Origin of the sequence: Halosimplex halophilum (genome assembly GCF_004698125.1) — an archaeon.
GTDB classification, from domain to species: domain Archaea; phylum Halobacteriota; class Halobacteria; order Halobacteriales; family Haloarculaceae; genus Halosimplex; species Halosimplex halophilum.
On the sequence record NZ_ML214298.1, the window covers coordinates 1,087,851 to 1,113,142 of the forward strand.

A 25,292-nucleotide genomic window follows, 5' to 3' on the forward strand; every position below is an offset into this window, starting at 1 on the left:
CCGACGGGCTGCGGGACCGATGAGAACGGAGTGCGATGCGCCGTCCGGGAACTGAACTCGATGCCAGACCTCGCTTGTGACGGCTCCGCCGTTCACATCGCGGTTCTCGCTTCGCTCAAACCGCGATCGATCGGTCTGCCGTCGTTCAATTCCCGTGACCGCGGCCGCGGTTCACGACGGCGAGCACACGCTACGCGGTGCTCGCCGTATTGTTCACCGCAGGATGCGCCGTCCGGGAATTGAACCCGGGCTATTAGCTTGGGAAGCTAATGTCCTACCACTGGACCAACGGCGCTCCCTTCGGGTGGATGTGGCAGTCCCGATCACTTGAACGTAGCGCTTCGGGCGAGTGGACGGACGGTCACCGATCCGGGGCGACACGAGGGTATTAGTCGCGCTCGTGCGAACGGTCCGGTATGGCTACGACCGAGGACCTCGTCCGGGCGAGCGACCCGCTCGACATGTCGCTCTCGACCGACGAACTCGAAGCGCACCGCGAGCACATCGCCGGGTTCATCCGCGACCAGTTCGAGGCCGCGGGCGCCGACCGCGCGGTGATGGGTCTGTCCGGCGGCATCGACAGCACGCTGACCTCGCATCTGGTCGTCGAGGCGCTGGGCGCCGACGCCGTCCACGCGCTGGTGATGCCCAGCGAGGTCAACCGCGAGGAGAACATGAGCGACGCCGAGCGGGTAGCGAGCGAACTGCTGGACGTGGAGTACGACGTGGTGGAGATCACGCCCATCGCCGACGCCTTCCTCGACGCCTACCCCGACGCCGAGGGCGACAGGATGGCGACGGGCAACCTCTACGTGCGGATCCGCGCGGTGTTGAACTACCTCGTGGCCAACACCGAGGGCGGGCTCGTGGTCGGGACGGGCAACCGGACGGAGGCGCTGGTGGGCTACTTCACGAAGTACGGCGACGGCGCCGTCGACTGCCACCCGATCGCGAACCTCTACAAACAGCAGGTGCGCCAGCTGGCCCGCCACGTCGGCGTGCCCGAGGATCTCGCGGCCAAGGAGGCCAGCGCCGGCATGTGGGTCGACCAGACCGACGAGGGCGAACTCGGGATGGGCTACGACACGCTCGACTCGGTCCTCGCGCTGCACGTCGACGGCCCGCTGTCGGTCTCTGCGACCGCCGACCACATCGGCGTCGACGCCGAAACCGTCGAGCGGGTCCGCGGACTGTACGAGCGGAGCGAGCACAAGCGGGCGGCGCCGCCGGGACCCGACCCGCTGTACTGACGGCGAGAATGGCGGTTTTCGGGCGCTATCGCACGGGGTTCTCCGGGCCGCGGCCGATGTACTCGGCGACGAACGCGCGGACCGTCTCCTCGTCGTACTCGTCCATGGTCAGGCGCTTGGTCCAGGCGGTGAGGACGTACGCCGACTCGGGGTCCTCCTCGGGGTGGGGGACGGCGATGAAGCTCTGCCAGTCGCCGGTCTGGTTGTTCGCCCAGCCGTGCAGGTTCTCCTCGGCCTCGGGGGTCAGCTCGGCGGGGTCGTAGTAGACGACGACCGCGCCGTGTTCCAGCGAGTGGACGAGCGACTCCAGCGGCGGCTGCTCGGCGTAGAAGCCGGCGCTCTCCCACGTGCCGCCCCAGTGGGGGCCGCTGGTCGGCGGGACCCGCTCGTAGTCGATGTCGGTGCCCTGCTCGCGGTGTTCGAGGCCGTTGGACTCCTCGGTCTGGACCTGCGAGACGACCGACTGGTCGCCGCTGTCGGGCAGGCCGCTCGCCGCGGCGGTCCCGCCCGACCCGCCCATGAGGAAGGTGACGTAGACGACGAGCCCGCCGGCGAGCGCGAGCAGGCCGACGAGGATCGCCGGGCCGAGCGGAATACCGCCGTCGTCGTCGGGATTCCGCTCGGCGACGCGGCGCCGGTCGATCGAGCCCAGTTCCCCCTCGTGCTCGGCGGCGAGGTGGTCGAGGTACGCGTCCTCGCCGTCGAAGGTCGCCCCGCAGTAGTCGCAGTCCGGCATTAGCCTCCTATGAGGGGTCACCGCTTTCGAAGGTTTCGGTTCCCGCGGTGACAGAAGCCGCCTCCGGGCGTGCCGCGACGACGCCGCCGGGGCGGCCGCTCGACCGGACTACCGGTCGGGATCCGACCGCTCGAAGTCGGCGTGCAGGTCGGCGAACGCCGCGGCTTCCCGGCGCTCCCGGGTCGCGCGGTCGGCGTCGTCGCGGAGCCGCTCCTTGAGGACGCGCAGTGCCGCCGGGTCGTTGGCGGCGATCTCCTCGGCGACGGCACGCGGGTCGTCGACGACGCGGGAGACGAGTCCCGCCCGGCGCGCCTCGTCGGCGTCGAGCACCCGGCCGGAGAGGGCGATGTCCATCGCCTCGCCGAGCCCGACGATCTCGGGGAGTCGGTGGGTACCGCCCCAGGCGCCGAACAGGCCGATCGCCGCGCCCGGCTCGGCGAACGTCGCCGCGGGCGTTGCGACGCGCACGTCGCAGGCCAGGGCGAGTTCGACGCCGCCGCCGCGGGCCGCGCCGTCGACCCCCGCGACGACGACCGACTCGCAGTCGACGAGGGTCGCCGCGACCCGCTGGCCCCGGCGTGCGAACCGCTCGGCGGCCTCGCGGTCCGGCAGGTCGGCGACCGCGTCGAGGTCGGCGCCGGCGCAGAACGCCGACCCGGCGCCCCGGAGGAAGACGACCGGCGCGTCGGCGCTCTCGACGGCGGATTCGAGGTCGTCGAGCGCAGCGGGTGTCAGCGCGTTGCGACGGTCGGGCCGGTCGAGCGTGACGACGCGGATGTCCCCCTCGGCGTCGGTCTCGATCACGGTCGGGCCTCCCGAGGTGTCGGCCGTGCCGGCGGTCGCTCGGGGCCGAACGGGGGCTCGCCCGCGGTGTACGGGGCCATACCGGACCGTTGGGTGAGTCGTTTCCAAAGGTCTTTGCCCCTCCCACCGCTAGCCGACGCCAATGGAGGAAGCCGCGGCGGTCCGCGGGGCCGCGCTGGAGGCCGTGGGCGACGTCGAGCCCGACCGCCTCCGCGAACGGATCCGCGAACGCCTCGAAGACGGGTCGATGGCACCCGGCGTACTGACGGTGTTGAGCGCTCGCGCAGTCACCGCGGGCGGCTCGGCGGACGCGGGGTCGGTCGACGCCGACGCCGTCGCCGACCGCGGGGCCGGCGTCCAGCTCATCTACGAGGGGCTGCGACTCACCCGCTCGCTCTCCCGGGACCCGCCGTGGGAGCGCGACGGCGCCCTCGCCGGCGAGCGCGACGAGGAGCGCACGGACGGCGGCGCCCCGGGCGGCAGTCCGGCGGACGCCGACCAGCGGACCGACGGCGGCGACGTGGCGGTCACCGACGGCGTGGCCGCCGGCCCGACCGCGACCGCGGACGCCGACGCCGCCGACATGGACATCCTCGTCGCCGACGTGATGGTCGCCCGCGGGTTCTACCTGCTCGCCCGCACCGAGGCGGCCGGCGAGGCCGTCGCGGTCGTCCGCTCGTTCGGCGGCGACCAGACCCGCCGCCGGACCACCGGCGACGACCGCCTCGGCGCCAACCTGGAGGCCGACGTGTTCGAACTCGCCGCCGTCGCCGGGACGACCGCCGCCGGCGGGTCCGTCACCGAGGACCTGCGGCGCCACGTCGGCACGCTCGGACACACGGACGGCCGGCTCCCGCTGGCCGAGTCGCTGTTCTCCGACGGGACGGCCGCGGCGCTGGCCGAGCGGATCTGAACGGTCGCCGCGCCGTCCCCGACTCGCCGTGTGGCTCGCACGCACAGCGGGGGTGAATCGAAACGCCTAAAGACGAATCGCGGTAACTCGGAAACGCGCCTGGGTAGCTTAGAGGTAAAGCGCGTCCTTGGTAAGGACGAGAGCCCGGGTTCAAATCCCGGCCTAGGCTCTTCCCGCGTTTCTCACCGGATACCCCCGTCGCCGTTCCACGCGAGTTCCCGGAACCGGCCCGTTCCGCGCGTCTCTCTGTGCCACTGAGAAGACCGCAGTACGGCTCCGCTACCCTTCCGCGGGCCGGCGTCGGGGATCCGACCACGTGCGGCCGGAGAACTGACCGCGACGGGTGAGGGGGCGGAGGTGTTCGCGAGTTCGCTTATCTCGGGGAGGGCCCAACTGTCGGCGAGCCGATGTCAGACCTGTTCGTTCCGCCCGAGCGACTCGCCGAGGACGAGGAGGCCGTCGTGGTCGACGTGCGCGACCCGCGGGAGTACGAGGAGGGACACGTCCCCGGCGCGGTGAACGTCCCCTACCGGGAGTTCAGGGACCCGACCGACGAGACGCCGGGGAAACTACCGGCGGCGGAGGCGTTCGGGGACCTGCTCGGGAATGCGGGGATCGCACCCGGGGACCGCGTCGTTGCCTACGACGGCGAGTTCGGAGTGTACGCGTCGCGCTTTCTGGTAACCGCCGAGGTGTTCGGCCACGACATCGAGCGGCTGGGACTGCTCGACGGCGACTTCGCCGACTGGCGCGACCGTACCGAGACGACGACCGACTCGCCGGCCGTCGAACCGACCGGCTACGAGGCCGAACTGGGCGACGGCGGTCCGCTGATCGCCCCGGAGGCGCTGGAAGCGGCGCTGGGCTCGGCGGTCGTCGTCGACACGCGCGACCCCGTCGAGTACGACACCGTCCACCTCCCGGGGGCGGTCAACCTCCAGTGGCGCGACCTCGTCGACGAGGACGAGCGCCGACTGAAGCCGGACCCGCGGCTGCGCGAGGTCCTCGGCGACCACGGGGTCGCGTTCGACCGCCCGGTCCGGCTGTACTGCAACACGGCCCGGCGGCTCAGTTTCGTCTACGCCGTCCTCCGGGCGCTGGGCCACGACGACGTGGCCGTCTACGAGGGCGGGATCGACGCCTGGGCGGGCTACGGCGGGCCGGTCGAGACGACCTGAGGGTCCGAAGGCGTTCGCGACACCGACCAAGTGCGACCGGTCCAAACGGTCGGGCGAGCCATGAGTTCCGTCGAGGACCGCGTCATCGAGACGTTCCAGGAGGAGCACCGCCAGACCAGGGACAAGTGCCTCGAACTGTCCGACGCCATCGAGGCGGGCGACCTCGACCGGGCCGAGCGGCTGGTCGCGGAGATCGACCGGGCCGCCGGCCCGCACTTCCAGTACGAGGAGGACGCGCTGTACCCCGCGCTGATCCCCTTCTTCGGCGAGGAGAAGGTCAAGGAACTGGTCGCCGAGCACGACGAGGCCATCGAGGCCGCCGAGACACTGGCCGAGCTCACCAGCCAGGACGAACTGACCGAGGAAGAGAAACAGGAGGCGCTGCGGGCGCTGCCGAACATCATGGTTCACGTCAGCGACTGCGACGGCCTGACCGTCTACCTGGAGAAGGCCGACCGGGAGGTCTTCGAGGACATCGAGCAGAGCATGGAAGAGGCCAACGAGCAGGGGCTGACGCTCACCGAGTACGACGAGACCGTCCGGCCCTCGCCCGAGGAGATCGTCGCCTGAGCGGTAAAGCCGGGCGTAGTCGCTCCCATCACTTCTCGTCGAGCGCGCCGTCCCGGAGGACGATCCGACCGTCCGGCAGTTGCCCGAGCGTCGGCGCCGCGTCGGCGTGGGGGTCGAAGGCCGTGTAGGCGAACGCCTGCCAGAGCGCCCGCTCGGGGTAGGGCCGCTCGGACAGGTCGACCCCGACCGCCGTCGCCAGCGCAGCGTCGTCGAGTTCGCCCGCGGCGGTCGGCACCGGTAGCGGGTTCGACAGGTCGTCGAGATCGAGCCCGAACGACGGGAACACCCGCGAGTCGGTCCCCGGGACGGGGTGGTGGAGTTCGCGCCGACCGGGGTAGCGGACGACCAGCTCCGGCGCGACGGCCGTCTCCCCGTCGACATCGGCCGGTTCGACCCGCTGCTCGGCGAGCTCGAACCGGCGGCGCTCGCCGACCGGCACCTCGCGGACCGCCCCGGCGACGGTCAGCTCGACCGCCGACTCGGTGACCGCGTCGACGCGGACCGCGGGCGGGTCGTACGAGCGGACGCGGGCGGTCGTCGCGTCGCCGCCGACGGCCCCGTCGACGACGACCACCGTCGCCTCGCCGTGCCCGGAGACCAGCGGCGGTGGCGCCGTCGGGAGGGAACCGAACCCCGCGAGCCCGTGGGTGGTCGCGCAGGCGGCCACCCAGCCGTCGGGGCACGTCGACGCGTCCAGCGCCGGCCGCCAGTAGAAGACCCGCGGGCGGCCGTCGAGCTCGTAGGGCACGGCGTCCGGGAAGAACCGGTCCCCCCGGCCCGTCGGCTCCAGGTCCGGGTGTTCGAGTTTCAGTTCGAGGTAGGGGACCCGGCGGACGACCGGCGACGGGGCCCCGTCCAGCGAGACGCGCCGCCACTCGACGGGCACCCGGTCGCCGTCCGCGGAGGTCGCCTCGTCCATCACCCGGCGGTTCGCGCTCGCCGCGGGAAGGGCTCCCTCCGGAGATGTTCGGGCCGAATATGTCCGCCCACAGGACTACTTTTGGTCGGCCTAATACTCCGACGAGGGGAACCCGCTCGCCATGTCATCCGACACCCGGACGGCCGCCGAGGAGTCCGACCCGCTGTTCGACAGGTACACGCTGCCGAAGGTGGCGCTGACCGTGATCCTGGCGGCGTCGCTGGTCGGCACGTGGGTCACCGCGCGCCTCGGCGGCGCCGGCGTCGGGGTCGCCGCGGTCAAGTGGGCCTACTTCGTCGCCGTCGGCGTGCTCACGGGCGGGTTCGTCTGGAAACACCTGTTCGTCCGGCCGGCGGATCTGGGCGAGGGCGCCGCGGAGTACTGCGCGGCGATGTACGACCGCTTCGACCGCATCGCCGCCGGCGCCGTCGCCGTCCTCGCGGTCGCAGGCGCCGTCGTCGTCCGGTCGTACCTGACGGCGTTCGGGGCCACCTCGGCGGTCGCCGGGTTCGCCGCGCTGCTGGCGGCCTGGGTCGCGCTCGCCGCCGTGATGACTGTCCGGAGCGACGCCGTCGAGCAGCAGTTCCGGAGCCCGCTCGGCCTCGCAGCACTGGGACTGGCGCTGGCGGTCGTCGCGGCAACGGCCGTCGCCGAGGTGGCGCTGCGCGGGTTCGAGCCGGTCGCCGCGGGCGTCCGCGTGTTGCACCTCCTGGCCTTTTCCGTCTGGCTCGGCGGTGCGGTCTGGAACATCTTCGTCGCCGTCCCGACCGGGAAAAGCCGGTCGACGGTCCCCGTCGTCCGCGCCGCCGGCGAGCAGCTGGAGCGGTTCCGCTGGGCGGTCCGGTTCGTCATCCCGGCGCTGCTTCTGACCGGCCTCTACCAGGCCGTCGACGGCCTCGGGACGGCTCTGGGCACCTACCTCGGGAGCACCGTCGGCCTGGCCGTCCTCGCGAAGGTCGGGACCATCGGCCTGCTCGTCGTCATCTTCAAGCTCTGCCCGATGTGGCGGGCCTGCTCGCCCGTCGAGGGCGTCTGTGAACTCGACGACCTCGGCGGTACCGACGGCGGCGGCGGCGAGTCCGCGGCGGACGGCTCGGAGGTGGCCGGCGGTGACTGAGTCGGTCCCCGAGACGGCGCCCGACGTGGAGCCGGACGTGACCGTCGACAACCGCGGCCGGGGCTGCGCCAGCGGGATCGCGGAGGTCCAGCGGGCGCTGGAGGACCTCCCGGCGGGCGCCGTGCTGGTCGTCAGGAGCACCGACGGCCGCGCGACCGAGGAGTACCCGCAACTGGCCGAACAGACGCCCCACGAACTGCTCGCCATCGAGCGCGAGCGCGGCCGGCTGCTCCGCAGGGAGTACACGACCTACCTGCGGATCCGCAGCGAGTGACCGCGGGGCGACTGGAGACCGCCGAGCCGGCAGACGCGAAGCCGTTCGGGACAGGTCTTTCGCGCCGCGGCGCGGTAGCCGGTAGCGATGACCGACGACTACGACGACCTGCCGCTGGTCTACTCGTGTTCGGGCTGTTCGAGCGCCGCACAGATGGCCAACGACCTCGCCGTCCGACTGGACCGCGAGCGGGTCGCCGAGATGTCCTGTATCGCCGGCGTCGGCGGCGACGTGGGGCCGCTCGTGGAGACCGCCACGTCGGGTCGGCCGACACTCGTCGTCGACGGCTGTCCGCTGGAGTGCGCCCGCAAGAGCCTCGAACAGCACGACGTGACCCCCGACAGCCACGTCAACCTCGCGAAGCGCGGCGTCGCCAAGGAGTACCACACCGACTACGACGACGAGCAGGCGGAAGAGCTGTTCGCGGAACTCGTCGACGAGGTGGCGGCGCTGGACGCGACCGCCTGACGGGTCGAAGACGGGAGAGGACGGCGTTACTTCTTCGGGAGCGTCGCGATGAACTCGTTCGGGCCGACGCGGTCGACCGTGTAGCCCTCGGCGTCGAAGTCCTCGATCTCGGCGGCCATCTGGTGGTACAGCGGCGTCGGTTCGTGGTCGTTGACCAGCGTCAGCGCCTCCCCGCTCTCCAGGTCCTCGAACGCGTCGAAGATCGTCGGATGTCGCTGCGGCGGCGGGATCTCGCGGAGGTCCAGTCGCTGTCCTGTCATCCCGTTCGGACGGACGCGCCCGTCCCGCGAGTCGGTTTCCGGGAAGATGTTCGCCCGGCGGGTGCCGCGGCTACGCGGAGTGGCCCGCCGTGACCGCCCACACGGTGCTCTGGATCGACTTCCCGAGGAAGTAGCCGACGAGCGCCCACAGGACGGCTCGTTCCGGCCCCCGGAGCGCGACACCCGCGGCTCCGAACAGCGCGGCGAGGAGCAGTCCCGGACGCGCCAGCGACGACAGCGAGGGCATGGCGAGTCATCGGACGGGCCGCGACGAGAGCCTTCGTCCGAACCGGTTCGGCCCGGCCGGACCGGCGACACGGGATAGCCGACGGCGAGGGCGGCCGTCACCCGAAGTCAGTCCGGCAGGTCACGGACCACTCGCAGTCGGATGTCTCCCGGAGCCGGTCGTAGAAGCGGCGCAGCCCCTCGGAGTCGGTCTCGGGGAGGACGTGCAGGCGGACGGCGCCGTCGCGGACGGTCACGCGGAACACGTCGGTCGTCCCCTCGTCGCGGACGAGATACAGCGGCATGGGCAGTTCCATGAAGTCGCCCGAGCGGTAGGCGTCGGCTTCGAGGACCGCCGCGACGAGGTCGTCGAGGTCTCCGTCCGGGCGGTCCGACTCCGGAGTGAGGACGAAGACGGTCTCGCCCTCGTACTCGACGCCGCCGCTCCGGGGATACGTCCGTTCGGGCCGCCCCGGGATGGCGAACGAGGGGTCGCGCGCCGGCATGTGGTCGCCTCGCCCGGTGATACGGCGCCATCCCCTTTAAGTTCTCGCGCGAGGGGAGCCGTTCGCGCTCACCGCGGCGTCGCGACGACGCCGAGGTGGTCGTCGTGGTGGGGTGTCAGCCGCTCGGTCTCCAGCACCTCGTAGGCGGACTCCAGTTCGGCGAGCGCGTCGTCGAACACGTCGGCGGGGTCGCGGGTCACGTCCTCGCTGCGGGCCTTGACCGCGAGCAGGAGCCGGCCGTCCTCGCGGAGGAACTCGGCGTTGGCGACGGCGACCGCCGCCTGTCCGCGCGTGGCCACGTCCTGGACGATGACGTCGACCGGCTCCACGACGTGGGCGTACGTCTCGGGCTTGCGCGCGTCCTTCAGCAGCGGGAAGAGGTTGTCCCGCGGCTCGGCGGCGTCGAGCAGGTCCCGCACCGGCCGCGCGGCGAACTCGACGCCGTAGGTCGGGCCGGCGAAGTCGGCGACGTGGCTGGCCGTCGTCCCGGACGCGACGCCGAGGTACAGGACCGTCTCGCCGCCGGCGAGGCCGGTGTCCATCCCGAGTTCGAGCATCGCGCCGAGCTTCGATCGGTCGGGGTTCCAGGCCCGGTACTCGCCGTCGGTCGGCTCGCCGTAGTGGGGCTCGCCGCGGGTCGCCAGCCGCTCGACGCCGTCGAACTCGCGGCGCTCGACGCCCGCCGGGAGGTCACTCACGAACGGTCACCTCCGCTCTCGGCGTCGCCAGCGTCGCCGCGTCCGCCACCGTCACTCCCGGAGTCGGAACCGTCGCCGTCGTTCCCGCGGACGGTCGCGATACGCTCGTCGAGTTCGGCGTCGAGTTCCGGTTTGCGCTCGCCGCTGTAGTGGTCGACGCGGGCGGCGATGGTGAGCTTCCCGGCGAGCGCCCGCGCGGCCGACCCGCGTTTCTCCGGGCGCGTGCCGCGGACGTACTCGTGGGTGAAGATGACGCCGTGCTTGGGCGAGGGCGCCGACCCGCGGAGGTGGGCGAACAGCGCGTCCTCGGCGCCGAGCACCTGCACCGTGCTGCTGGGCTGTTTCGCGAGTTCGCCGAGCCCGCCGGCCAGCGAGATCAGCCGCGCCGCCAGCACGGGGCCGGCCATCGCGGCGAGGTTCGGCGCCACCGACGGCGTCGTCTCCTCGACGTACGCCCGGAGCGCGTCGGCCTCGTCGGCCAGCGCGGCCGTCCGCTCGGCGAGCGCGAACAGTCGCGCCTCGCCTGGGTCGGCCGGCTCCGCCCCCTCGTCCGGGTCAGCCGGATCCGGCTCTTCGTCCGAGTCCGACGGCCCCGTCTCGCGGTCGGCCAGCTCGCGGGCGTAGTCGACGCCGGTGCCGGCGTCGTCGAAGCGTGTACCGGCCCACTCGGCGACCCGCTCGGCGAGTTCGTTCGCCGTGCGCTCGCAGTCGTCCATCGCGCGGACCGCGTGGATGAGCTGTCTGTCGTCCGCCCGCTCGCGCTCGTGGACGGCGGCCCGGGCGGCGGCCGTCGTCGCCTCGCGCAGGCGCTCGTAGTACGCCGACTCGTCGGCGGCGAACCCCTCCTCGACGGCCAGGGCCGGCCAGTCGGCGGGCGACTCGGCGGACCCGTCCCGGACTCGCTCGGCGGCGGCCTCGGCGTCCCCGGGGTCGATCCCCGCGAACCACCCGGCGTGTTCGGTCATGCCTGCGGGTTCGCCGCCCGGTCCAAAAAAGCACGCCGGTTGGCCCGCCTCGTTTCCCCCTCAGCGCATCGCCTCGAAGGGCTGGTCGCAGGCGCGGCAGTAATGCATCGACCGGCACAGCGACGGCCCCTTCGGGTGGTCGCGCTCCGTGTCGGTCGACCCGCAGTAGGGACACGCGACGGCTGCCCCCGTGTCGTCCTCGGCGTCGACGCTCGGGTCCGACCCGCGACGCCCGACCGCGCCGTCGCGCCGTCCGTCGCCCATCAGACGCTCACCCCGAACTCCCGGAGCGCCGCCTTCCCGTCGTCGGTGACCAGGTCGAGCGTCCACTCGGGCGACCAGACGAGCCGCACGTCCGCCCGCTCGACGCCCTCGGCGCTCGCGGCCGCCCGTTCGACCTCGTCGGTGAGCATCGACCGGGCCGGACACCCCGTGTAGGTGAGCGTCATCTCGACCGCCGCGACGCCGTCCTCGACGGTCACGCCGTAGATCAGCCCGAGGTCGACGACGCTGACGGGCATCTCCGGGTCCTCGACCTCGCGCAGCGCCGCCCAGACCCGCGATTCGACGCCCGTCGCGTCCGCTCCCGTGGCCGGCAGTTCCCGCTCGCCGCCGGATTTCGTATCGCGATATGTGGTGTACGCGCACGCCGTCTGACCGGGGTCGGTCCCGTCACCGCCGACCGCGCGCCCGTCCGGAGTGTCGAGATCCGGGTCGCTCACGCGCGCTCACCCCGGAGGCGGCGGACTTCGCTGCGGCCGAGTTCCCGGTAGGTCCCGGTCAGTTCGTCGTGGAGGCGCGGCCAGTGGTCGGTGTGGCTCCCGTCGCGGCCGACGGCGGCCGGCAGCAGGTCGGCGGGGTCGTCACCGGGATCGAGCGGGACGGCCACGCCGTGGCCCTCCAGGAACGACCCGACGGTGTCGAGCCACTGTCGGCGCATCGCCGACAGCGACGCCCCGCGGAGCCCGTGCTCCCGGATCGCCCCGGCCCGCTCGCCCGGTTCCCACAGCGTCAGCGCGTGGGGGACGAGTCGGTCGACCGCCGACTGCACCCTGTCCCGACCGTCGTCGTCGGCGCAGAGCCGTTCGATCCACGTCTGGGCGTGGTCGAGGTGGTACGGTTCCTCGCCGCGGATCTTCTCGATCGGGTCGACGAGTTCGCGGATCCCGGACTCCGAGACCGCGTCCAGGCGCAGGTCCTCGGCGACGTCGTAGAGATAGCCCCGGACGACCGCGTCGGCCCAGTCGCCCTCCTCGAAGGGCAGCTCGACGAGCGTGCTGTGGCGGAAGGTGCCGGGGTCGCGCTCCCAGACGAGGTCCCGTTCGGTGTACCCCAGTTCGCCGAGCGCGTCGAACCACACGCGGGCGTGGCCGAGTTCGTCCTGCGCGACGTTCGAAAGCGCCAGGTCCGACTCCAGGGTCGGCGCGACGACCTGCCACTCCGTGTAGCGCTCGGCGAGGACGAACTCGTCGTCGGCCAGCCGCCGGAGCAGCGACTCGGCCGCCGCCCGCTCGTCCCCGTCGAGGGCGGCGAGCGGTCGCGGGTCGCCCATCAGTCGGTCCCCCCGGATCGTTCCGCTGCGGCCTGCTCGCGCTCGGAGTCGGCGACCTCCTCGGCGAACGTGGCGTCGACGTTGTACGTCGTCGCCCAGCGGTAGGCCTTGTCGGTCCGGCCGCCGAACGCGGCGTCGTCGGCGTCGACCTCGGTGACCGCCTCGCTCGGGACGACCCAGAGGCTCTCGGTCGTCATGCGGCGCCCGTGCTGAATCTGGGCGAACAGCGCCGCCAGTTCCCGGTCGGGGGCGTGCACGTCCCCGCAGTGGCGGTGGTAGTCGCCCCGGGACTCCTGGCGGAACATTTCCCAGCGCACGGTCAGTCACCTCCGGCCGCGACGGCGCCGTCGTCCGGGGCACTGCCGTCGCTCGACGCCAGCGCGTCGCGGACCCACGCGGCGGCTTCCCTGGCCTTCGCTCGCCCGTCGATCTGTTCGCGCCCTTCCGGGTACTCGTTGTTCGCGACGGCGAAGAACTCCTCCCAGTCGAGATCGTCCTCGACGACCTCGTAGTGGTCGCGGTCCTCGTGGTAGCGGATCCGGGGCTCGTCGGGGATCTCCAGGTTGTACTTGCGGGCTTTCGGGACGTAGGCGTTGAGGAACTGGTCGCGGAGTTCGTCGTTGCTCGCCGTCTTCAGCCCGACCTCGGCGGCGAAGTCGTGATGGGTGGACTGGTCGTCGGTCGGCCCGAAGAACTGGAGGATCCGCGGCCACCAGGTGTCGAACGCCTCCTGCAGCCGCCGCTGTTCGGCCTTCGATCCCGCGGCGAGTTCACGCATGATGTCCTCGCCGTGTTTGACGTGGAAGCCCTCCTCGAAGCAGATCTTGTCCATCGCGTGGGCGTAGGGCGTCCAGCTCGACCGCTTGAGCGTGGCCTGGCGCTTCATCGCCGCGCCGTCGACAAAGAAGGCGATCATCGGCGTCTCCGCCCACTCCTCCATCTCGTAGTGGAAGCAGTTGAGGAACTTCCCGTCGCCGCGGGCGAGTTCGTCGAGCATCTCCTCGCGGGTCTTGACGCCCAGCGCCTCCGCCGCGCGATAGAGCAACTGGCCGTGGCCGATCTCGTCCTGCACCTTGGCGCTGAACGCCAGCTTCCGGTCGATGCTCGGCGACTGCCGGACGAACGGTTTCTCCAGGTACGCCCCCATGATCTCGCTGTTGGCGTGGAACTGGAGCATCCGCGTCGCCGCTTCCCGGTACGCCGCGGGCATGTCGTCGGCCGGCCCGAACTCCCGGGGGCCGGCCCGTTCTTTCACCGCGTCGATGTCCATGTCGGGGCTACGATTCCGGCGCGGGTACGTATTGACCCGCTCATATCGTGGGTTTTTACGTTGGGAGAGAGTACCACGCACGGATGATCGAGGAGTGCCTGGTCGTCGAGTTCCGCGTGACGGGCGACGACTGCCCGCTCGCGCGCGCCTCGGCGGCGGCCGACGCGGCCGTCGACGCGGACCCGCCGCAGCTGCGGACCGACGGGAACGCGCTCGTCCGGGCGAGCGGCCCGGCCGACGCCGGCGTGGCCGAGGCGCTCGACGCCGACGACCGGGTCCGGTACCTCCACGTCGCGCGGGCGGGCGACCGCGAGACCTACCGCTGTCTCTCGAAGGCGCCCTGCGCGGTCCACGAGCTGACCGACGCGGGGTTTCTCGTCGAGTCGCTGCGCTACCGGGCGGGCGAGGAGCGCCACCGCGGCGCCGTCGTCGGCCGCGACGTGCTCCGGGGCGTCCTCGACGCCGCCGACGAGCGGGTCGGCGTCACCGTCGAACGCGCCTCGCCGCTCGGTCCCGACGGCGAGGCGGGCGTCGCCGCCCACTGGGACCTCACGCCGGCGCAGGTCGAGGCCGTCGAGGCGGGCCTCGAACGCGGCTACTTCGCCGTCCCGCGGGAGGCGACCGCCGCCGACGTGGCCGCCGACCTCGGGATCAGCAAGTCCGCCTTCCTCGAACGCGTCCACCGGGCCGAAGCGACGCTGTTCGGCGGCATATTCGGGTGATCCGGTGGGGCGGTCTTCGACCGACCCGCCGTCCCGTAAACTCTAAAGCGCTATATCGATTCGCCCGCCAGGTTCGAGCGGACCGGCGACGGTCGTCCGTGGTCGGAAACTCGTCGGCCGATCCGACGGGACCGACGCGGGGGAGACCGCGACCCGTCCCGACAACTCGATCTCCGTTTTCGTCACGTTCAACGACCGAGAGCCGACCGCACGTTCGATAACATATATCATACCCGGGATCTTATAGGGTCCCATGGATGCCCCGGAGCCCGCGGGCCAGTGGTGGGCCGCGGAACAGACCTACACCGACGAGGTCGTCGGGACGGACACGCTCGCGGCGATGTTCGAGGCGGCGGCCGACCGCTACGGGTCGGCGCCCGCCCAGCGGTACAAGGGCGGCGTCTACGACCGCTCGCTCGCACCGGACGTGATCCCGGCGGCGCCGGACGGCGAGTACGCGGATATCTCCTACGGGGAGATGCGGTCGGTCGTCCGCCGGCTGGCCGCCGGGTTCCGCGAGTTTGGGCTGGAAGCGGGCGACCGCGTCGCCATCTTCGCCGAGACCCGCATGGAGTGGGCGCTCGCCGACTTCGCGGTCCTCGCGGCCGGCGGGACGGTGACGACGGTCTACACCGACTCCTCGCCGAAACAGGTGCGATACCTGCTCGACGACCCCGACGCGACCGGGGTCGTCGTCGGCGACGAGTCGCTGCTGGAGCGCGTTCAGGAAGTCGAGGACGACCTCGACCTGTCCTTCTCGGTCGTGATGGACGAGACCGCTCCGGACGGCCCGGCCGCCGACCGCGGCGACGCGCTGACGCTGGCCGAACTCCACGAGCGCGGCGAGGAGGCGTTCGACCGCGAGGCCTACGAGGGGTGGATCGACGAGCGCGACCCCGACGACCTCGCGAGCATCATCTACACCTCCGGGACCACGGGCCAGCCGAAGGGCGTCCGGCTCACCCACCGCAACTTCCGGGCGAACGTCAACCAGTGTCGCAAGCGCATGGGTCCGCGCCCCGACAAGGGGGAGACGCCGGTCCTCGACGAGAACTCGCGGACCATCTCCTTTCTCCCGCTCGCGCACGTCTTCGAGCGGCTGTCCGGCCACTTCCTCATGTTCGCCTCCGGGGCGACCGTCGGCTACGCCGAGAGCCCGGACACGCTGCCCGAGGACCTGCAGCTGCTGAGCCCGACGACCGGCGCGAGCGTCCCCCGGGTCTACGAGCGGATCTTCGACAACATGCGCGAGCAGGCCAGCGACTCGGCGGCCAAAGAGCGGATCTTCGAGTGGGCCGTCGGGGTCGCCCGCGACTACGCCCGCGCCGACGACCCCGGCGTCGCCCTCCGGGCCAGGCGCGCGGTCGCCGACCGGCTGGTGTACTCGACGGTCCGCGAGCGCATGGGCGGCGAGGTGGAGTTCCTCGTCAGCGGCGGCGGCAGCCTCAGCCGGGAACTCGCCGAGATGTTCCTCGGGATGGGAATCCCGGTCGTCGAGGGGTACGGCCTGACCGAGACGGCGCCGGTCCTCTCGGTGAACCCCCCCGAGGCGATCCGGCCGGGGACGATGGGCCCGCCGGTGACCGACGTGGACGCCCGCGTCGACGAGTCGGCGGTCGGCGACGACCAGTTCCCCGAGGCGGAGGGGCCGGTCGGCGAACTCGAAGTGACCGGCCCGAACGTCACCGACGGCTACTGGAACGCCGAGGCCGAGACCGACGCGGCGTTCACCGAGGACGGGTACTTCCTGACCGGCGACATCGTCGAGATCACCCCGGAGGGGTACCTCCGCTACAAGGACCGGCTGAAACAGCTGATCGTCCTCTCGACGGGGAAGAACGTCGCGCCCGGCCCCATCGAGGACCGGTTCGCGACGAGCGACCGGATCGACCAGGTGATGGTCGTCGGCGACGAGCGGAAGTTCGTCGGCGCAATCGTCGTCCCGAACTTCGAGGCGGTCCGGCGGTGGGCCGACCGCGAGGGGGTCGACCTGCCCGCCGACGACGAGGCGCTGTGTCGCGACGAGCGCGTCCGCGAGTGGGTCGGCGAGGCAATCGAGGAGGTCAACGCCGAGCTGGAACGCGTCGAGCGGATCAAGGCCTTCGAGCTCGTCTCCCGCGAGTGGACCGCCGAGAACGACCTGCTGACCCCCTCGATGAAGAAGAAACGGCGGAACATCCGGTCGGTCCACGACGACGCCATCGAGCGGATCTACGAGGAGCGCGCCGCCCCGGTCGCCGAGTGACCCGACACGATACCGGGGTCGAACCTGTCACGCGACCGAGTGCGGCGGTCGGATGACGTAATGGCTTTGGCGGGTGACTCCGCAGGGGTCGACATGGCACCAAGCGGCGGGCGATACGACGCGATCGTTCTCGGAGTCGGGGGCGTCGGGAGCGCGGCGACGTACCACCTCGCCCGCCGCGGCGCCGCGGTCCTGGGCCTCGAACGCTTCGACGTGCCCCACGGCCGGGGCTCCTCCCACGGGCGGACGCGACTGTTACAGCGGTTGCTCGACGGCGACCCGGCGACGATGGCGCTGGCCGACCGGGCCCACGAGGCCTGGCGCGACCTCGAAGCGGAGACGGGCCGCGACCTGCTGACGGGGACGGGGTCGCTGGCAGTCGCCGTCGGCGGCGACGACCCCGTCGCGAGCGCCCGCCGCGCCTGCGAGCGCCACGGCCTCGCCCACGAGTCGCTGTCCGGCGCCGAGCTGGCCGAGCGGTTCCCCGGCTACGACTTCCCGGACGACGCCGAGGCGCTCTACCAGCCCGACGGCGCCGTCGTCGCCTCGGAACGCGGCGTCGTCGCGCACGTCGCCGCGGCGCTCGACGCGGGCGCCACAGTCCGGGCCCGCGAGCGAGTCGTCGACTGGACGACCGTCGACGGCGGCGTCCGCGTCGACACCGACCGCGACACCTACCGCGCGGACCGGCTGGTCGTCACGGCGGGCGCCTGGGCGGCCCGGGCGGTCGACGCCCTCGACGGTCTCCTCGAACCCTGCCGTCACGCGACCGCGTGGTTCGCGCCGAGCGGCGGCCGGTCGGCCTCGCTCGCGGCCGGGCGATCGGAGGGGGCTGCCAGTGACCCGCTCCCCCCGTTCGTCGCAACCGTCGACGGGGAGAACTACTACGGTCTCCCCGGCCGCTCGCTCCCGGGGATGAAGTTCGGTCGGGCGGACTTCCGTCCGACCGCGCCGGACGCGCTCTCCGAGCCGACACAGGCCGACGAGCGACCGCTGCGGGCGTTCGCCGAGGCGCACGTCCCCGGCGCCGCCGGGCCGACGCTGCGGCTCTCGACCGGCCTCGTGACGAACTCGCCGGACGGGCGGTTCGTCCTCGACACGCTCGCGAACGGGCGCGTCGCGGTCGCCGCCGGGCTGTCCGGTCGCGGGTACAAGTTCGCGCCCGCGCTCGGCGAGGTCCTGGCGGACCTGGCGCTTGACGGCGGGACCGACTTCGACATCTCGGAGTACGCGCTCGACCGCTTCGACTGATCACTCGTCGGTCGCTGGCGGTTCTTCGCCGTCTCCCGTCAGAGGGTCGTCGGCCGGTCGGTCGCCACCGGACGGCGCTGTCTCCGACCCCTCGCCGTGACCGTCGACGGGGCCGAGCACGTCCCCGTCGCAGTCGTCCGGGCGGAACTCGTAGCGGGTCCCGCCGTCGAGGACGACGAACGTCCCCGAGTCGGTGTCCTCGACGACCCGCCGATCGGAGTCGATGGCCACGTCGACCAGGCCCGCCAGCGAGTCGACGGTGACGACGCGGTCGTCGCCGGCGGGCGGGACCCGACCCGTCGAGATCCACTCCGCGAAGGAGTCGCGGTCACGGGCCAGCTCCATCGCCGCCCGCGTCTCCGGGTCCACGTCGAGCCGCCCGGCCCGGTCGAGGTACGCGACGAGGCCGACGCCGACGAGTCCGAGCAGCGCCGCGAGCAGCCCGCCGTAGCGGGCCACCGGGTCCGGTTCGACGGGGACGGCGACCCGTTCGGTGACGGGTTCGCGCCGCTGGCCGGCGCTCGTCGCACTGACGGCGTAGGAGTCCCCTCGCGGCGTCACTTCGAGCGTGGCCGTCCGCTCGCGGTCGAACCGCTCCCCGGCCACGGTCGCCGAGACCGTCGTGTCGGCGACCAGCCGGACCTGGAGCTCCCCGCGCGAGGAGCCGAGCTCCCGGCGCACTCGCTCGGCCAGCTCGGACTGGGCGGTGACGTTGAACTCGTAGGGGACGGCGAACTCGTCCCCGGGCGACAGCGACGCGGTCCGTTCGGAGGCGACCCGCTCGCTCACCCGCCAGAGGACGCTCTTGTCCTCGCCGACGGTGACGGCCCGGACGACGAGTCGCAGGTCCGTCTGCACGGTCGCCGGCTCGGCGTCGCCGCTGTGGCGGAAGACGTACGAGCCGTTGAGCGCCGGCGTCACCGACGAGAAGTAGACCGAGCGGTTGTGCAGGACCGCGCCGGCGTCGAAGGCGCGGGTGTCCCGCTGGACGACGGCGCCGTGGCGCAGTTCCCCCTCGGTGGTCCAGGTGCCGACCGTCCGCTGTTCGGTCGCGGTGTCCGGCCCGGTGAACGTCTGGGCGGCGACGAAGCCGCCGAGCGCCGCAGTCAGGAGGAGCGCCCCGAGGACGATACCGCGTCTGGCGGCCACGGCGTATCTCAGCCGTTCGAGTCCCGACGGGCGATCACTCGGGCGCATACCTCTCGATCACTGACCTCCAATGTAAAACCGGTGCCCTCCGATGCAGCGTCTTGGAGCGTCCCGGTCGATTCTCAACGGGGTCCGCCTGGGTCGGCTAAACTGGCTCATCCGGTCGTGAACGTGTCCTCGATCTGGTCGCCGGTATCCGTACGAGTGAACGTGACCGTGTACGTCTTCCCGGTTTCGAGGATCTCGTAGCTCCCCGCCGAGACGACGATCTGCTCGCCCGCGTAGTCTTCCGGCTGTACCTGATAGACGATCGCCGACCCGGAAGCCCAGATCTCGTCCGAACCGGCGGCGCCCTGTTCTACCCGGATGTCGGGTTCCCACAGCGTCTCGTCGTAGTTCACCCCGTCGTCTCGCGGATCGCTGAGGTCGATCTCCACGTTTTCGTATGACTCTATCTTCGAACCCGGCGTGAAACTGAACGTCTGCCGGTTGGACCCGGAGATATCACTCGCGCTTGCCTGCGTAAACGGGGCCCCGTCTCCCTCATCACCCGTTATCTCGAACTGTGTCGTCCCTGTCTCGCCCGTGTCCTCCCTGGTGAACGTCACGTCGTACGGACCGCCGTTGCCGTCGGTGGCGTAACTCCCGACCGAGAGTTCGATCGTGTCCCCCTTCTTGTCCTGTGACGAGACCTGGTACACGATGCTGTCACCGTTGGCCCAGACCGACCCCGACCCGGATTCGATCCGGATGTCCTCGTTCCAGAGCGTCTGGTCGTAGTCGACGCCGTTGCCTCGCGGGTCACTCAGGTTGATCGAGACCTGTTCGTTCGGTTTCCGATTCCCCGCGAGGACGAAGCTGAACGTCTGTCGTTCCTCTCCCGGCTGCACGTACGGAGATACGTCTTCCGCGTAGATGGAATCGAATCCGGAGCCTGAGCCACCCCCACCGCCGCTACCGTTCCCGGGACAATTCCGCTGGATAGCGAACGTATATGCGGCATCCTGAACTGCGACCGACTGACCGTCGGCGGACGTGACGGTTACGGTCACCTCCGTCGAGCCCCCGCCGCTGTTGCCGTCGCAGGACACCGAGTACGTGGTCGCGCCACCGTTGGCACTCACCGTGGTCGCGAACCCGTTTTCCTCTTTGAGTCCCGAACCGGGGTCGACACTCACGTCCAGCGACAGCGCCTCGTCGAAGTTGTTCCGCAGCCGGAGGATGTCGGTCGCCTGGTTCTTCTTGTCGACCGTGTTCCCGAGGTTCTCGACCTCCAGAAACGCCGTCTGCCCGTCACCGGCCACGTCGACGGTGACGCCCCGGCCGGCCTCGACGGACTCGAACGCCGACGACCCCAGCCCCATCGCGACCGCGCCGCTCCCGAGACAGGCCAGCGCCGCCCGCCGCGTCAACTTCTCACCCATGCTGTCACCCTGTCGACCGCCCACCGACCGCGCTACGGCGTCGGACCCACGGCCGACACCGCCCGGTAGTTACCCGTCAGTAGAGTGATTGTTAGTTAAATGTTTTTCGTTGCCGGTCGATCTCAGAATGCCCGATTACCGGGGGTATAGAGCCTTTCGGGCGTTCTCTCGCTCTGAAGAAGCCCATTTGAGACACAAGCTATTTATTTGAGAACAATATGGTACGTAGTAACCGCCTTTCAGGTGGGTGTGTGAAAAATGAAAATGAATCGACGGCAAGCACTGATCGGTATCGGGTCACTGGCTGTGGGTAGCGGCGCCGCGCTGGGGAGCGGGGCATTCACGAGTGTTGAGGCGGATCGGACTGTCGACGTCACGCTCGCGGACGACAGCGCCGCGTTGCTCGGGATCGCTCCGGCAGGTCCCTACACTTCGGACAGTTCCGCAAGCAGCGAGAACGCTGTTACGCTCGACATCGGCGCCGGTGCGTCGGTCGCAGATGGATTGAATGACGACGCGGTTACGGAACTGGGCAACGTGATCCAGCTGACGAACAACGCCGAAGCGGCTGGAGACGGAACCGCCCCTGGTGTGACCGTCGATTTCCTGGATAGCAGCGACACCGAAACCGATACAGTAGCGGTTGGCACTTCCTCGGCGTCGAACGAAACGAACGCGGTAGTCGAGTTGACCGCTCCTGGGTCGGCCATCGGCGATGGGAACTCGAAGTATGCGACCGCGACCGTCTACACGGGTACCGAGGCAGACAACTACAGTGGGGACACCGTGGGTTCGGACGGTTCGGTAACCATCGTCGCCAGTACGTAGTAACACTCGGTTACGTGATCGGGGGACTGAGACACCCCGGTCGACGTAGATCCGGGAACGAAGTCGAACGCTGCAGAATGCTCGTCAACCCCGGCGAGTAATCTGGTTACAGATGTGAAAAGGTCACTGGTGGTCGCTGGAGTGTTTTTCGTAGTATTATCTGCGACTTTCAGTACGGCAGCGTTCACCGGTAGCGACGAGGCCGTCGACGGCGTCTTCCTCGACCCGGCGAACACCACGAACGGCGACGCCTACGCCGAAATAAACGATCAGGGCCAGCTCCGTATCGAACTGACGGACCTCAACCCCCAGGCGACGACGACGGTCGACGACGTGTTCACGATCTCGTCGACGAACCACCGGAGCCGGGTCTGGATCGAACACGACGCGGGGTCGGACGTGACCTTCTACCGCTCGGACACGGGCACCCCGATCGGGGGTTCCGGCGACCGGGTCGTCCTGGGCGAGAACGAGACGGTTCCCGTCGGACTGCGGATCGACGCCGGGAGCGAATCGGTCGTCCTCACTCAGATCACCGTCCACGCGGAGATCAGACCGACGGCCACCGCGAGCCCGACGACCGTCGCGGCCGGTCCCGGACAGTCGACTCCGGCGCCGACGCCCGAACCGACGCCGGTCCCGACCGCGCCGCCGACGACGACCGCGACTCCGACCACGGAGCAACCGACGACCACGGCGGCACCGACGACGGACGGTCCGACTTCGACCGACGGCGGTTCGACCTCGACAGACGACGGTTCGACGCCGACCGACGACGGCGGCTCGACGCCCGATGGGACGACTGCGCCGCCCGAGACGACGGTGCCACCGACCACCGCACCGCCCACGACCGCGCCGCCGACCACGAGTCCGCCGCCGACGACCGCACCGGCCACGACGGCCCCGCCGGACGACGAGTCGCCGACCCCGACGGCGTCGACGCCGACGACCGAGCCCGACGAGGGGTCGCCGACCGCCACGGCGCCGCCGGTGACGACCGCGCCCCGGCAGGAAGCGCCCGGAACGACGGCCGACCCCGGCGTGACGGTGTCGACGCCGGACGGCGACACGGAGATCGGCGGGCTGTCGCCGGTCCAGCTGGGCGGCGTCGTCGCCGCGCTGGCCGCGCTCGCGCTCGGCCTGTTCGCCTGGGGACTGCTCGGCTCGTCGTCGGCGCTGGTCCTCGTCGCCGACGCCGGCGAGGGGCTGGACGTGCGCCCGCAGTCGCTCGCCGACGGGTGGTACGACACCCGCGAGGACGGGTTCGCCTTCCGGTTCGCCGAGAGCGACCCCTGGGCCGAGGCCGCGGGCGACGGCCCCGTGACCTTCGAGCAGGCGGTGACCGTGACCAACACCGGCTCGGACGCCGCGCGGGTCATCGTCGCCGACGCCGAGTCGCTCCCCGGCGTCGGCCTCTCCGCCGAGGGCGTCGACCTGACCGGCGACGGACTGGTCCTCGACAGCGGCGAGAGCGCCGACCTGACCCTCGCACTCCCCGCGGACTTCGACCCCGACGGCGAGGTCACCGTCCGGTTCCGCCGGACGCCGGTCGCCTGAATCCGAGTATCGAACACGATTTTCCGGCCTCTATCAGAAATCGCCGAAAGGACCACTCCGACCGCGTTCTCGTGCCCACGTCGCTCTGTCCTCTCCACTCCAAATATCGAATATGATATCTTCGGCGTGTAGCTTTAGGCCCGTCGGTCGAATGTAGTATCAGTGACTGACTCAGCGTCGGCGCGCCGGTCGGCCGCCCTGCGATTCCCGGCGGGGTTCGTCGAGCGGACGCGAGCGCTGGATCTGCTGGCGCTGCTTGCCGTCCCGGTCGTGCTGGTGGCGGCCTTCGCGCTCCCGGAGCCGGTCAGGCGCTCGCTCGCGTTCGAGTACACCGACCCGTCGATCGTCGCCGCGTTCGCCTCCGCGTACGTCCACGTCGGCCCGGCGCACCTGCTGACCAACGTCGGCGGGTACCTGCTGGTGGTGCCGACGGCGTACCTGCTGAGCGTCGCCAGCGGACACCGGCGGCGCTTCTTCCTCGTGTTCGCGACCGTCCTCGTCGCCTTCCCGCCGGTGCTGTCGTATCTCAACCTCGCGGCGGTCCGGACGGCGAGCGGACTGGGCTTCTCGGGCGTCCTGCTGGCGTTCGTCGGCTACCTCGCCTACGCGGTCGCCGAACACCTGGCGGTCAACCTCCGTGTCGGCCCGGCCGCGTCGGTCGCCCCGGCGCTGTTCTTCCTCGGGTTCGCGGTCGCGGCGCCGCTGAGCGTCCAGTCGGTCACCGTCGACCGCGCGACGGTCGCGCTCGGGACCGCCGGGCTCGTCCTCGCGACGCTGCTGTCGGCGCTGCTGTTCGCGCTGTCGGCCGCCGACGAGACCGACTCGCTGCGCCGCCGGCTGCGGTTCGCGACCGCCCGCCGCGGCTCGTTCGAACTGGCCGTCCTCTCGCTGGCCCTGTTCGCCGGCGTCCAGTTCGTCGCCTTCCCGCCGCGCCCGACGGCCGGTCCCGGGACCGTCAACCTCTACACCCACCTGCTCGGCTACGCGCTCGGGTTCATCGTCACCTACGTCAGCGTCCAGGTGTTCGACCGGTTCGGCGCCGACCGGCCCGACGTAGACTGGCCCGACGGAGACCGGCTCGACGTCGACCGGACCGACGCCCCGCGGTCCGGCGTCGATCGATCCGACGCCGACCGGTTTCCCCGATGAGGGGGCGCCGCCCGAACCGGTGAACCGCGGGGGGCGATCGGCGTGACGAGCGGTCGAGACGCTTATGTCCGGTCGTTCCCGATCCGTGAGCGTGACGCTCCGGGCCTACGCCGCGCGCGCCGTCGAGGTGGCACTCGTCGTCGCGCTCGTCTCGCTGGTCGCCGGGGCGGTCGTCGGCCAGCCCGTCCTCCTGAGCTTCGTCGAGACGGGGAGCATGGAGCCGACCCTCGACGCCGGCGACGGCTTCGTGGCCGTGCCCGCCGTCCTCGCCGGTCCGCCCGGCGAGGGGGACATCGTCGTCTTCCGCGCACAGGAACTCCAGGGCGGCGGGCTCACGACCCACCGCGTCGTCGACGAGACCGACCGCGGGTACGTCACCCGCGGCGACGCGAACCCGTTCACCGACCAGGACGGCGGCGAGCCCCCGGTCACGGAGGACCGGATCGTCGCCCACGCGCTGCAGGTCGGGGGCGAGGTCGTCGTGATCCCGTACCTCGGCACGGCGATCATGGGCGTGCAGGGCGCGATGATCGGCCTCCAGAACGCGATCGCGACGACGCTCGGCGTCGACGCGCTGCTCGGTCCCCAGGGCGTCGGGCTGGTGCTGTTCGGCGTCGGCATCGCGCTGTTCGGCCTCTCCGCGGTGCTCGGCCGGGTCGAGGGCCCCACCCGCGATCGAGGGCGCGACCGGTCGCGCGGCGGCGCCCTCGACGCCCGACGCGCGACGCTCCTGTTGCTCGTGGTCGTCCTGTTGCCGGCCAACGCGGCGATGGTCGTCCCGAGCGGCGTCCACGAGATGACCGTCGACGGCGACACGGTCGCGGCCGCCGAGGGCGTCGACCCCGGCGAGCGGGCCGCCTGGGAGTACACGGTCCGCAACCGCGGGTTCGTCCCGGTCGTCGTCGTCTTCGAGTCGACCGATCCGGCGGTCTCGATCCCGCAGTACCGCCGCGCGCTCGGCCCCGGCGACACCCGCGAGCTGTCGATCGGCGTCGAGGCGCCGCCGCCCGGCGAGACGCGCACCGGGACGGTCCGCGAGTACCGCTACCTGCTCGTCCTCCCGCCCGCGGTCATCGAGGCGCTGCACGACGGCGGCCCGCTGCTCGCGTGGACGACCATCAACGCCGTCCTCGCGGGCGCGCTCCTCCTGCTCGTCTCGAAGACGGTCGGCTTCGGCCGCGTCCGCACCGGCGGCGCCGGCCGGGTCTCGCTGTGGGTCCGCCTGCGGCGCCGGTTCGGGTGAGAGACAGGCGTGTGCCGGG

Annotated in this window: 29 protein-coding genes and 2 tRNA genes; 15 read left to right on the forward strand and 16 right to left on the reverse strand. The window is 71.5% G+C overall.

Annotated elements, in window-relative coordinates:
- Nucleotides 1–224: 224 nt before the first annotated feature.
- Nucleotides 225–295 (reverse strand) — tRNA-Gly (locus E3328_RS16315).
- A gap of 121 nt (nt 296–416) precedes the next feature.
- Here E3328_RS16315 and E3328_RS16320 point away from each other — a divergent pair.
- Entirely contained in the window at nt 417–1,250 is an 834-nt protein-coding gene (locus E3328_RS16320) for an NAD+ synthase (protein ID WP_135365672.1), read from the forward strand.
- Between the two features lie 25 nt (nt 1,251–1,275).
- Here the strand turns inward: E3328_RS16320 and E3328_RS16325 are convergent, their stop codons facing one another.
- Both E3328_RS16325 and E3328_RS16330 read right to left on the reverse strand, forming a co-directional pair.
- Nucleotides 1,276–1,986 (reverse strand): thioredoxin-like domain-containing protein, encoded by a 711-nt coding sequence (locus E3328_RS16325; protein ID WP_135365673.1) that lies wholly within the window; start codon nt 1,984–1,986, stop codon nt 1,276–1,278.
- A 108-nt stretch (nt 1,987–2,094) separates the two neighbouring features.
- Nucleotides 2,095–2,790, reverse strand: coding sequence for an enoyl-CoA hydratase/isomerase family protein (locus tag E3328_RS16330; protein WP_135365674.1), 696 nt, complete (start codon nt 2,788–2,790; stop codon nt 2,095–2,097).
- Between the two features lie 142 nt (nt 2,791–2,932).
- Here E3328_RS16330 and E3328_RS22610 point away from each other — a divergent pair, with 142 nt between their 5' ends.
- The 4 genes from E3328_RS22610 (at nt 2,933) to E3328_RS16350 (ending at nt 5,451) form a co-directional block, all read left to right on the forward strand.
- Nucleotides 2,933–3,703: a DUF7114 family protein gene (locus E3328_RS22610; protein WP_246023030.1), complete on the forward strand. Its 771-nt coding sequence runs from the start codon at nt 2,933–2,935 to the stop codon at nt 3,701–3,703.
- 97 nt (nt 3,704–3,800) lie between these two features.
- Nucleotides 3,801–3,872: transfer RNA gene (locus tag E3328_RS16340), tRNA-Thr, on the forward strand.
- A gap of 238 nt (nt 3,873–4,110) precedes the next feature.
- Nucleotides 4,111–4,881 carry a sulfurtransferase gene (locus tag E3328_RS16345; RefSeq protein ID WP_135365675.1) on the forward strand — a complete coding sequence of 257 codons (771 nt, stop codon included), beginning with the start codon at nt 4,111–4,113 and terminating at the stop codon, nt 4,879–4,881.
- A gap of 60 nt (nt 4,882–4,941) precedes the next feature.
- Nucleotides 4,942–5,451 carry a hemerythrin domain-containing protein gene (locus E3328_RS16350; protein ID WP_135365676.1) on the forward strand — a complete coding sequence of 170 codons (510 nt, stop codon included), beginning with the start codon at nt 4,942–4,944 and terminating at the stop codon, nt 5,449–5,451.
- Nucleotides 5,452–5,479: 28 nt separating this feature from the next.
- Here E3328_RS16350 and E3328_RS16355 read toward each other — a convergent pair whose 3' ends face one another.
- Nucleotides 5,480–6,370: a hypothetical protein gene (locus E3328_RS16355; RefSeq protein WP_135365677.1), complete on the reverse strand. Its 891-nt coding sequence runs from the start codon at nt 6,368–6,370 to the stop codon at nt 5,480–5,482.
- 121 nt (nt 6,371–6,491) lie between these two features.
- Here E3328_RS16355 and E3328_RS22615 point away from each other — a divergent pair, with 121 nt between their 5' ends.
- From E3328_RS22615 to E3328_RS16370, 3 genes are all read left to right on the forward strand, one after another.
- The gene (locus E3328_RS22615; RefSeq protein WP_135365678.1) at nt 6,492–7,487 is read left to right on the forward strand and encodes a hypothetical protein; all 996 of its coding nucleotides are present in this window, start codon (nt 6,492–6,494) and stop codon (nt 7,485–7,487) included.
- Nucleotides 7,480–7,761: a sulfurtransferase TusA family protein gene (locus E3328_RS16365; protein WP_135365679.1), complete on the forward strand. Its 282-nt coding sequence runs from the start codon at nt 7,480–7,482 to the stop codon at nt 7,759–7,761. The genes E3328_RS22615 and E3328_RS16365 overlap by 8 nt, the downstream gene beginning before the upstream one ends.
- A gap of 87 nt (nt 7,762–7,848) precedes the next feature.
- A complete protein-coding gene (locus tag E3328_RS16370; protein ID WP_135365680.1) occupies nt 7,849–8,229 on the forward strand; it encodes a putative zinc-binding protein in 381 nt (126 codons plus the stop codon).
- A gap of 26 nt (nt 8,230–8,255) precedes the next feature.
- On the opposite strand, the gene E3328_RS16375 is transcribed toward E3328_RS16370, so the two are convergent.
- From E3328_RS16375 to paaA, 10 genes are all read right to left on the reverse strand, one after another.
- Entirely contained in the window at nt 8,256–8,489 is a 234-nt protein-coding gene (locus E3328_RS16375) for a DUF2249 domain-containing protein (RefSeq protein ID WP_135365681.1), read from the reverse strand.
- A 70-nt stretch (nt 8,490–8,559) separates the two neighbouring features.
- A complete protein-coding gene (locus tag E3328_RS22135) occupies nt 8,560–8,736 on the reverse strand; it encodes a hypothetical protein (protein WP_167837431.1) in 177 nt (58 codons plus the stop codon).
- 97 nt (nt 8,737–8,833) lie between these two features.
- Nucleotides 8,834–9,220 (reverse strand): hypothetical protein, encoded by a 387-nt coding sequence (locus E3328_RS16380; RefSeq protein WP_135365682.1) that lies wholly within the window; start codon nt 9,218–9,220, stop codon nt 8,834–8,836.
- A gap of 68 nt (nt 9,221–9,288) precedes the next feature.
- Nucleotides 9,289–9,918 (reverse strand): fibrillarin-like rRNA/tRNA 2'-O-methyltransferase, encoded by a 630-nt coding sequence (locus E3328_RS16385; RefSeq protein WP_135365683.1) that lies wholly within the window; start codon nt 9,916–9,918, stop codon nt 9,289–9,291.
- The gene (locus E3328_RS16390) at nt 9,915–10,883 is read right to left on the reverse strand and encodes an NOP5/NOP56 family protein (RefSeq protein WP_135365684.1); all 969 of its coding nucleotides are present in this window, start codon (nt 10,881–10,883) and stop codon (nt 9,915–9,917) included. Before E3328_RS16390 ends, E3328_RS16385 begins: the two co-directional genes overlap by 4 nt.
- Before the next feature lie 60 nt (nt 10,884–10,943).
- The gene (gene paaE / locus E3328_RS16395) at nt 10,944–11,147 is read right to left on the reverse strand and encodes a 1,2-phenylacetyl-CoA epoxidase subunit PaaE (protein WP_135365685.1); all 204 of its coding nucleotides are present in this window, start codon (nt 11,145–11,147) and stop codon (nt 10,944–10,946) included.
- Nucleotides 11,147–11,605, reverse strand: coding sequence for a 1,2-phenylacetyl-CoA epoxidase subunit PaaD (gene paaD / locus E3328_RS16400; RefSeq protein WP_135365686.1), 459 nt, complete (start codon nt 11,603–11,605; stop codon nt 11,147–11,149). Before paaD ends, paaE begins: the two co-directional genes overlap by 1 nt.
- Nucleotides 11,602–12,435: a 1,2-phenylacetyl-CoA epoxidase subunit PaaC gene (paaC, locus tag E3328_RS16405; RefSeq protein WP_135365687.1), complete on the reverse strand. Its 834-nt coding sequence runs from the start codon at nt 12,433–12,435 to the stop codon at nt 11,602–11,604. Before paaC ends, paaD begins: the two co-directional genes overlap by 4 nt.
- Nucleotides 12,435–12,752 carry a 1,2-phenylacetyl-CoA epoxidase subunit PaaB gene (gene paaB, locus E3328_RS16410; RefSeq protein ID WP_135365688.1) on the reverse strand — a complete coding sequence of 106 codons (318 nt, stop codon included), beginning with the start codon at nt 12,750–12,752 and terminating at the stop codon, nt 12,435–12,437. The genes paaC and paaB overlap by 1 nt, the downstream gene beginning before the upstream one ends.
- Before the next feature lie 2 nt (nt 12,753–12,754).
- Entirely contained in the window at nt 12,755–13,705 is a 951-nt protein-coding gene (paaA, locus tag E3328_RS16415; protein WP_135365689.1) for a 1,2-phenylacetyl-CoA epoxidase subunit PaaA, read from the reverse strand.
- A gap of 83 nt (nt 13,706–13,788) precedes the next feature.
- Here paaA and E3328_RS16420 point away from each other — a divergent pair, with 83 nt between their 5' ends.
- From E3328_RS16420 to solA, 3 genes are all read left to right on the forward strand, one after another.
- Entirely contained in the window at nt 13,789–14,427 is a 639-nt protein-coding gene (locus E3328_RS16420) for a helix-turn-helix domain-containing protein (RefSeq protein WP_135365690.1), read from the forward strand.
- Nucleotides 14,428–14,680: 253 nt separating this feature from the next.
- On the forward strand, nt 14,681–16,672 hold the full coding sequence (locus E3328_RS16425) for an AMP-dependent synthetase/ligase (RefSeq protein ID WP_135365691.1): 1,992 nt from the start codon (nt 14,681–14,683) through the stop codon (nt 16,670–16,672).
- A gap of 93 nt (nt 16,673–16,765) precedes the next feature.
- Entirely contained in the window at nt 16,766–17,923 is a 1,158-nt protein-coding gene (gene solA, locus E3328_RS16430; RefSeq protein WP_135365692.1) for an N-methyl-L-tryptophan oxidase, read from the forward strand.
- On the opposite strand, the gene E3328_RS16435 is transcribed toward solA, so the two are convergent.
- Nucleotides 17,924–19,120, reverse strand: a complete 1,197-nt coding sequence (locus E3328_RS16435) for a DUF5305 domain-containing protein (protein ID WP_135365693.1) — start codon at nt 19,118–19,120, stop codon at nt 17,924–17,926. It abuts the gene before it with no gap.
- A 107-nt stretch (nt 19,121–19,227) separates the two neighbouring features.
- The gene (locus E3328_RS16440) at nt 19,228–20,376 is read right to left on the reverse strand and encodes a hypothetical protein (RefSeq protein WP_135365694.1); all 1,149 of its coding nucleotides are present in this window, start codon (nt 20,374–20,376) and stop codon (nt 19,228–19,230) included.
- A gap of 384 nt (nt 20,377–20,760) precedes the next feature.
- Here E3328_RS16440 and E3328_RS16445 point away from each other — a divergent pair, with 384 nt between their 5' ends.
- The 4 genes from E3328_RS16445 (at nt 20,761) to E3328_RS16470 (ending at nt 25,273) form a co-directional block, all read left to right on the forward strand.
- Nucleotides 20,761–21,324, forward strand: coding sequence for a hypothetical protein (locus tag E3328_RS16445; RefSeq protein ID WP_135365695.1), 564 nt, complete (start codon nt 20,761–20,763; stop codon nt 21,322–21,324).
- A 129-nt stretch (nt 21,325–21,453) separates the two neighbouring features.
- Entirely contained in the window at nt 21,454–22,881 is a 1,428-nt protein-coding gene (locus tag E3328_RS22140; RefSeq protein ID WP_167837382.1) for a hypothetical protein, read from the forward strand.
- Between the two features lie 162 nt (nt 22,882–23,043).
- Nucleotides 23,044–24,030, forward strand: coding sequence for a hypothetical protein (locus tag E3328_RS16465; protein ID WP_135365698.1), 987 nt, complete (start codon nt 23,044–23,046; stop codon nt 24,028–24,030).
- A 91-nt stretch (nt 24,031–24,121) separates the two neighbouring features.
- Nucleotides 24,122–25,273: a S26 family signal peptidase gene (locus E3328_RS16470; protein WP_135365699.1), complete on the forward strand. Its 1,152-nt coding sequence runs from the start codon at nt 24,122–24,124 to the stop codon at nt 25,271–25,273.
- Nucleotides 25,274–25,292: the final 19 nt, after the last annotated feature.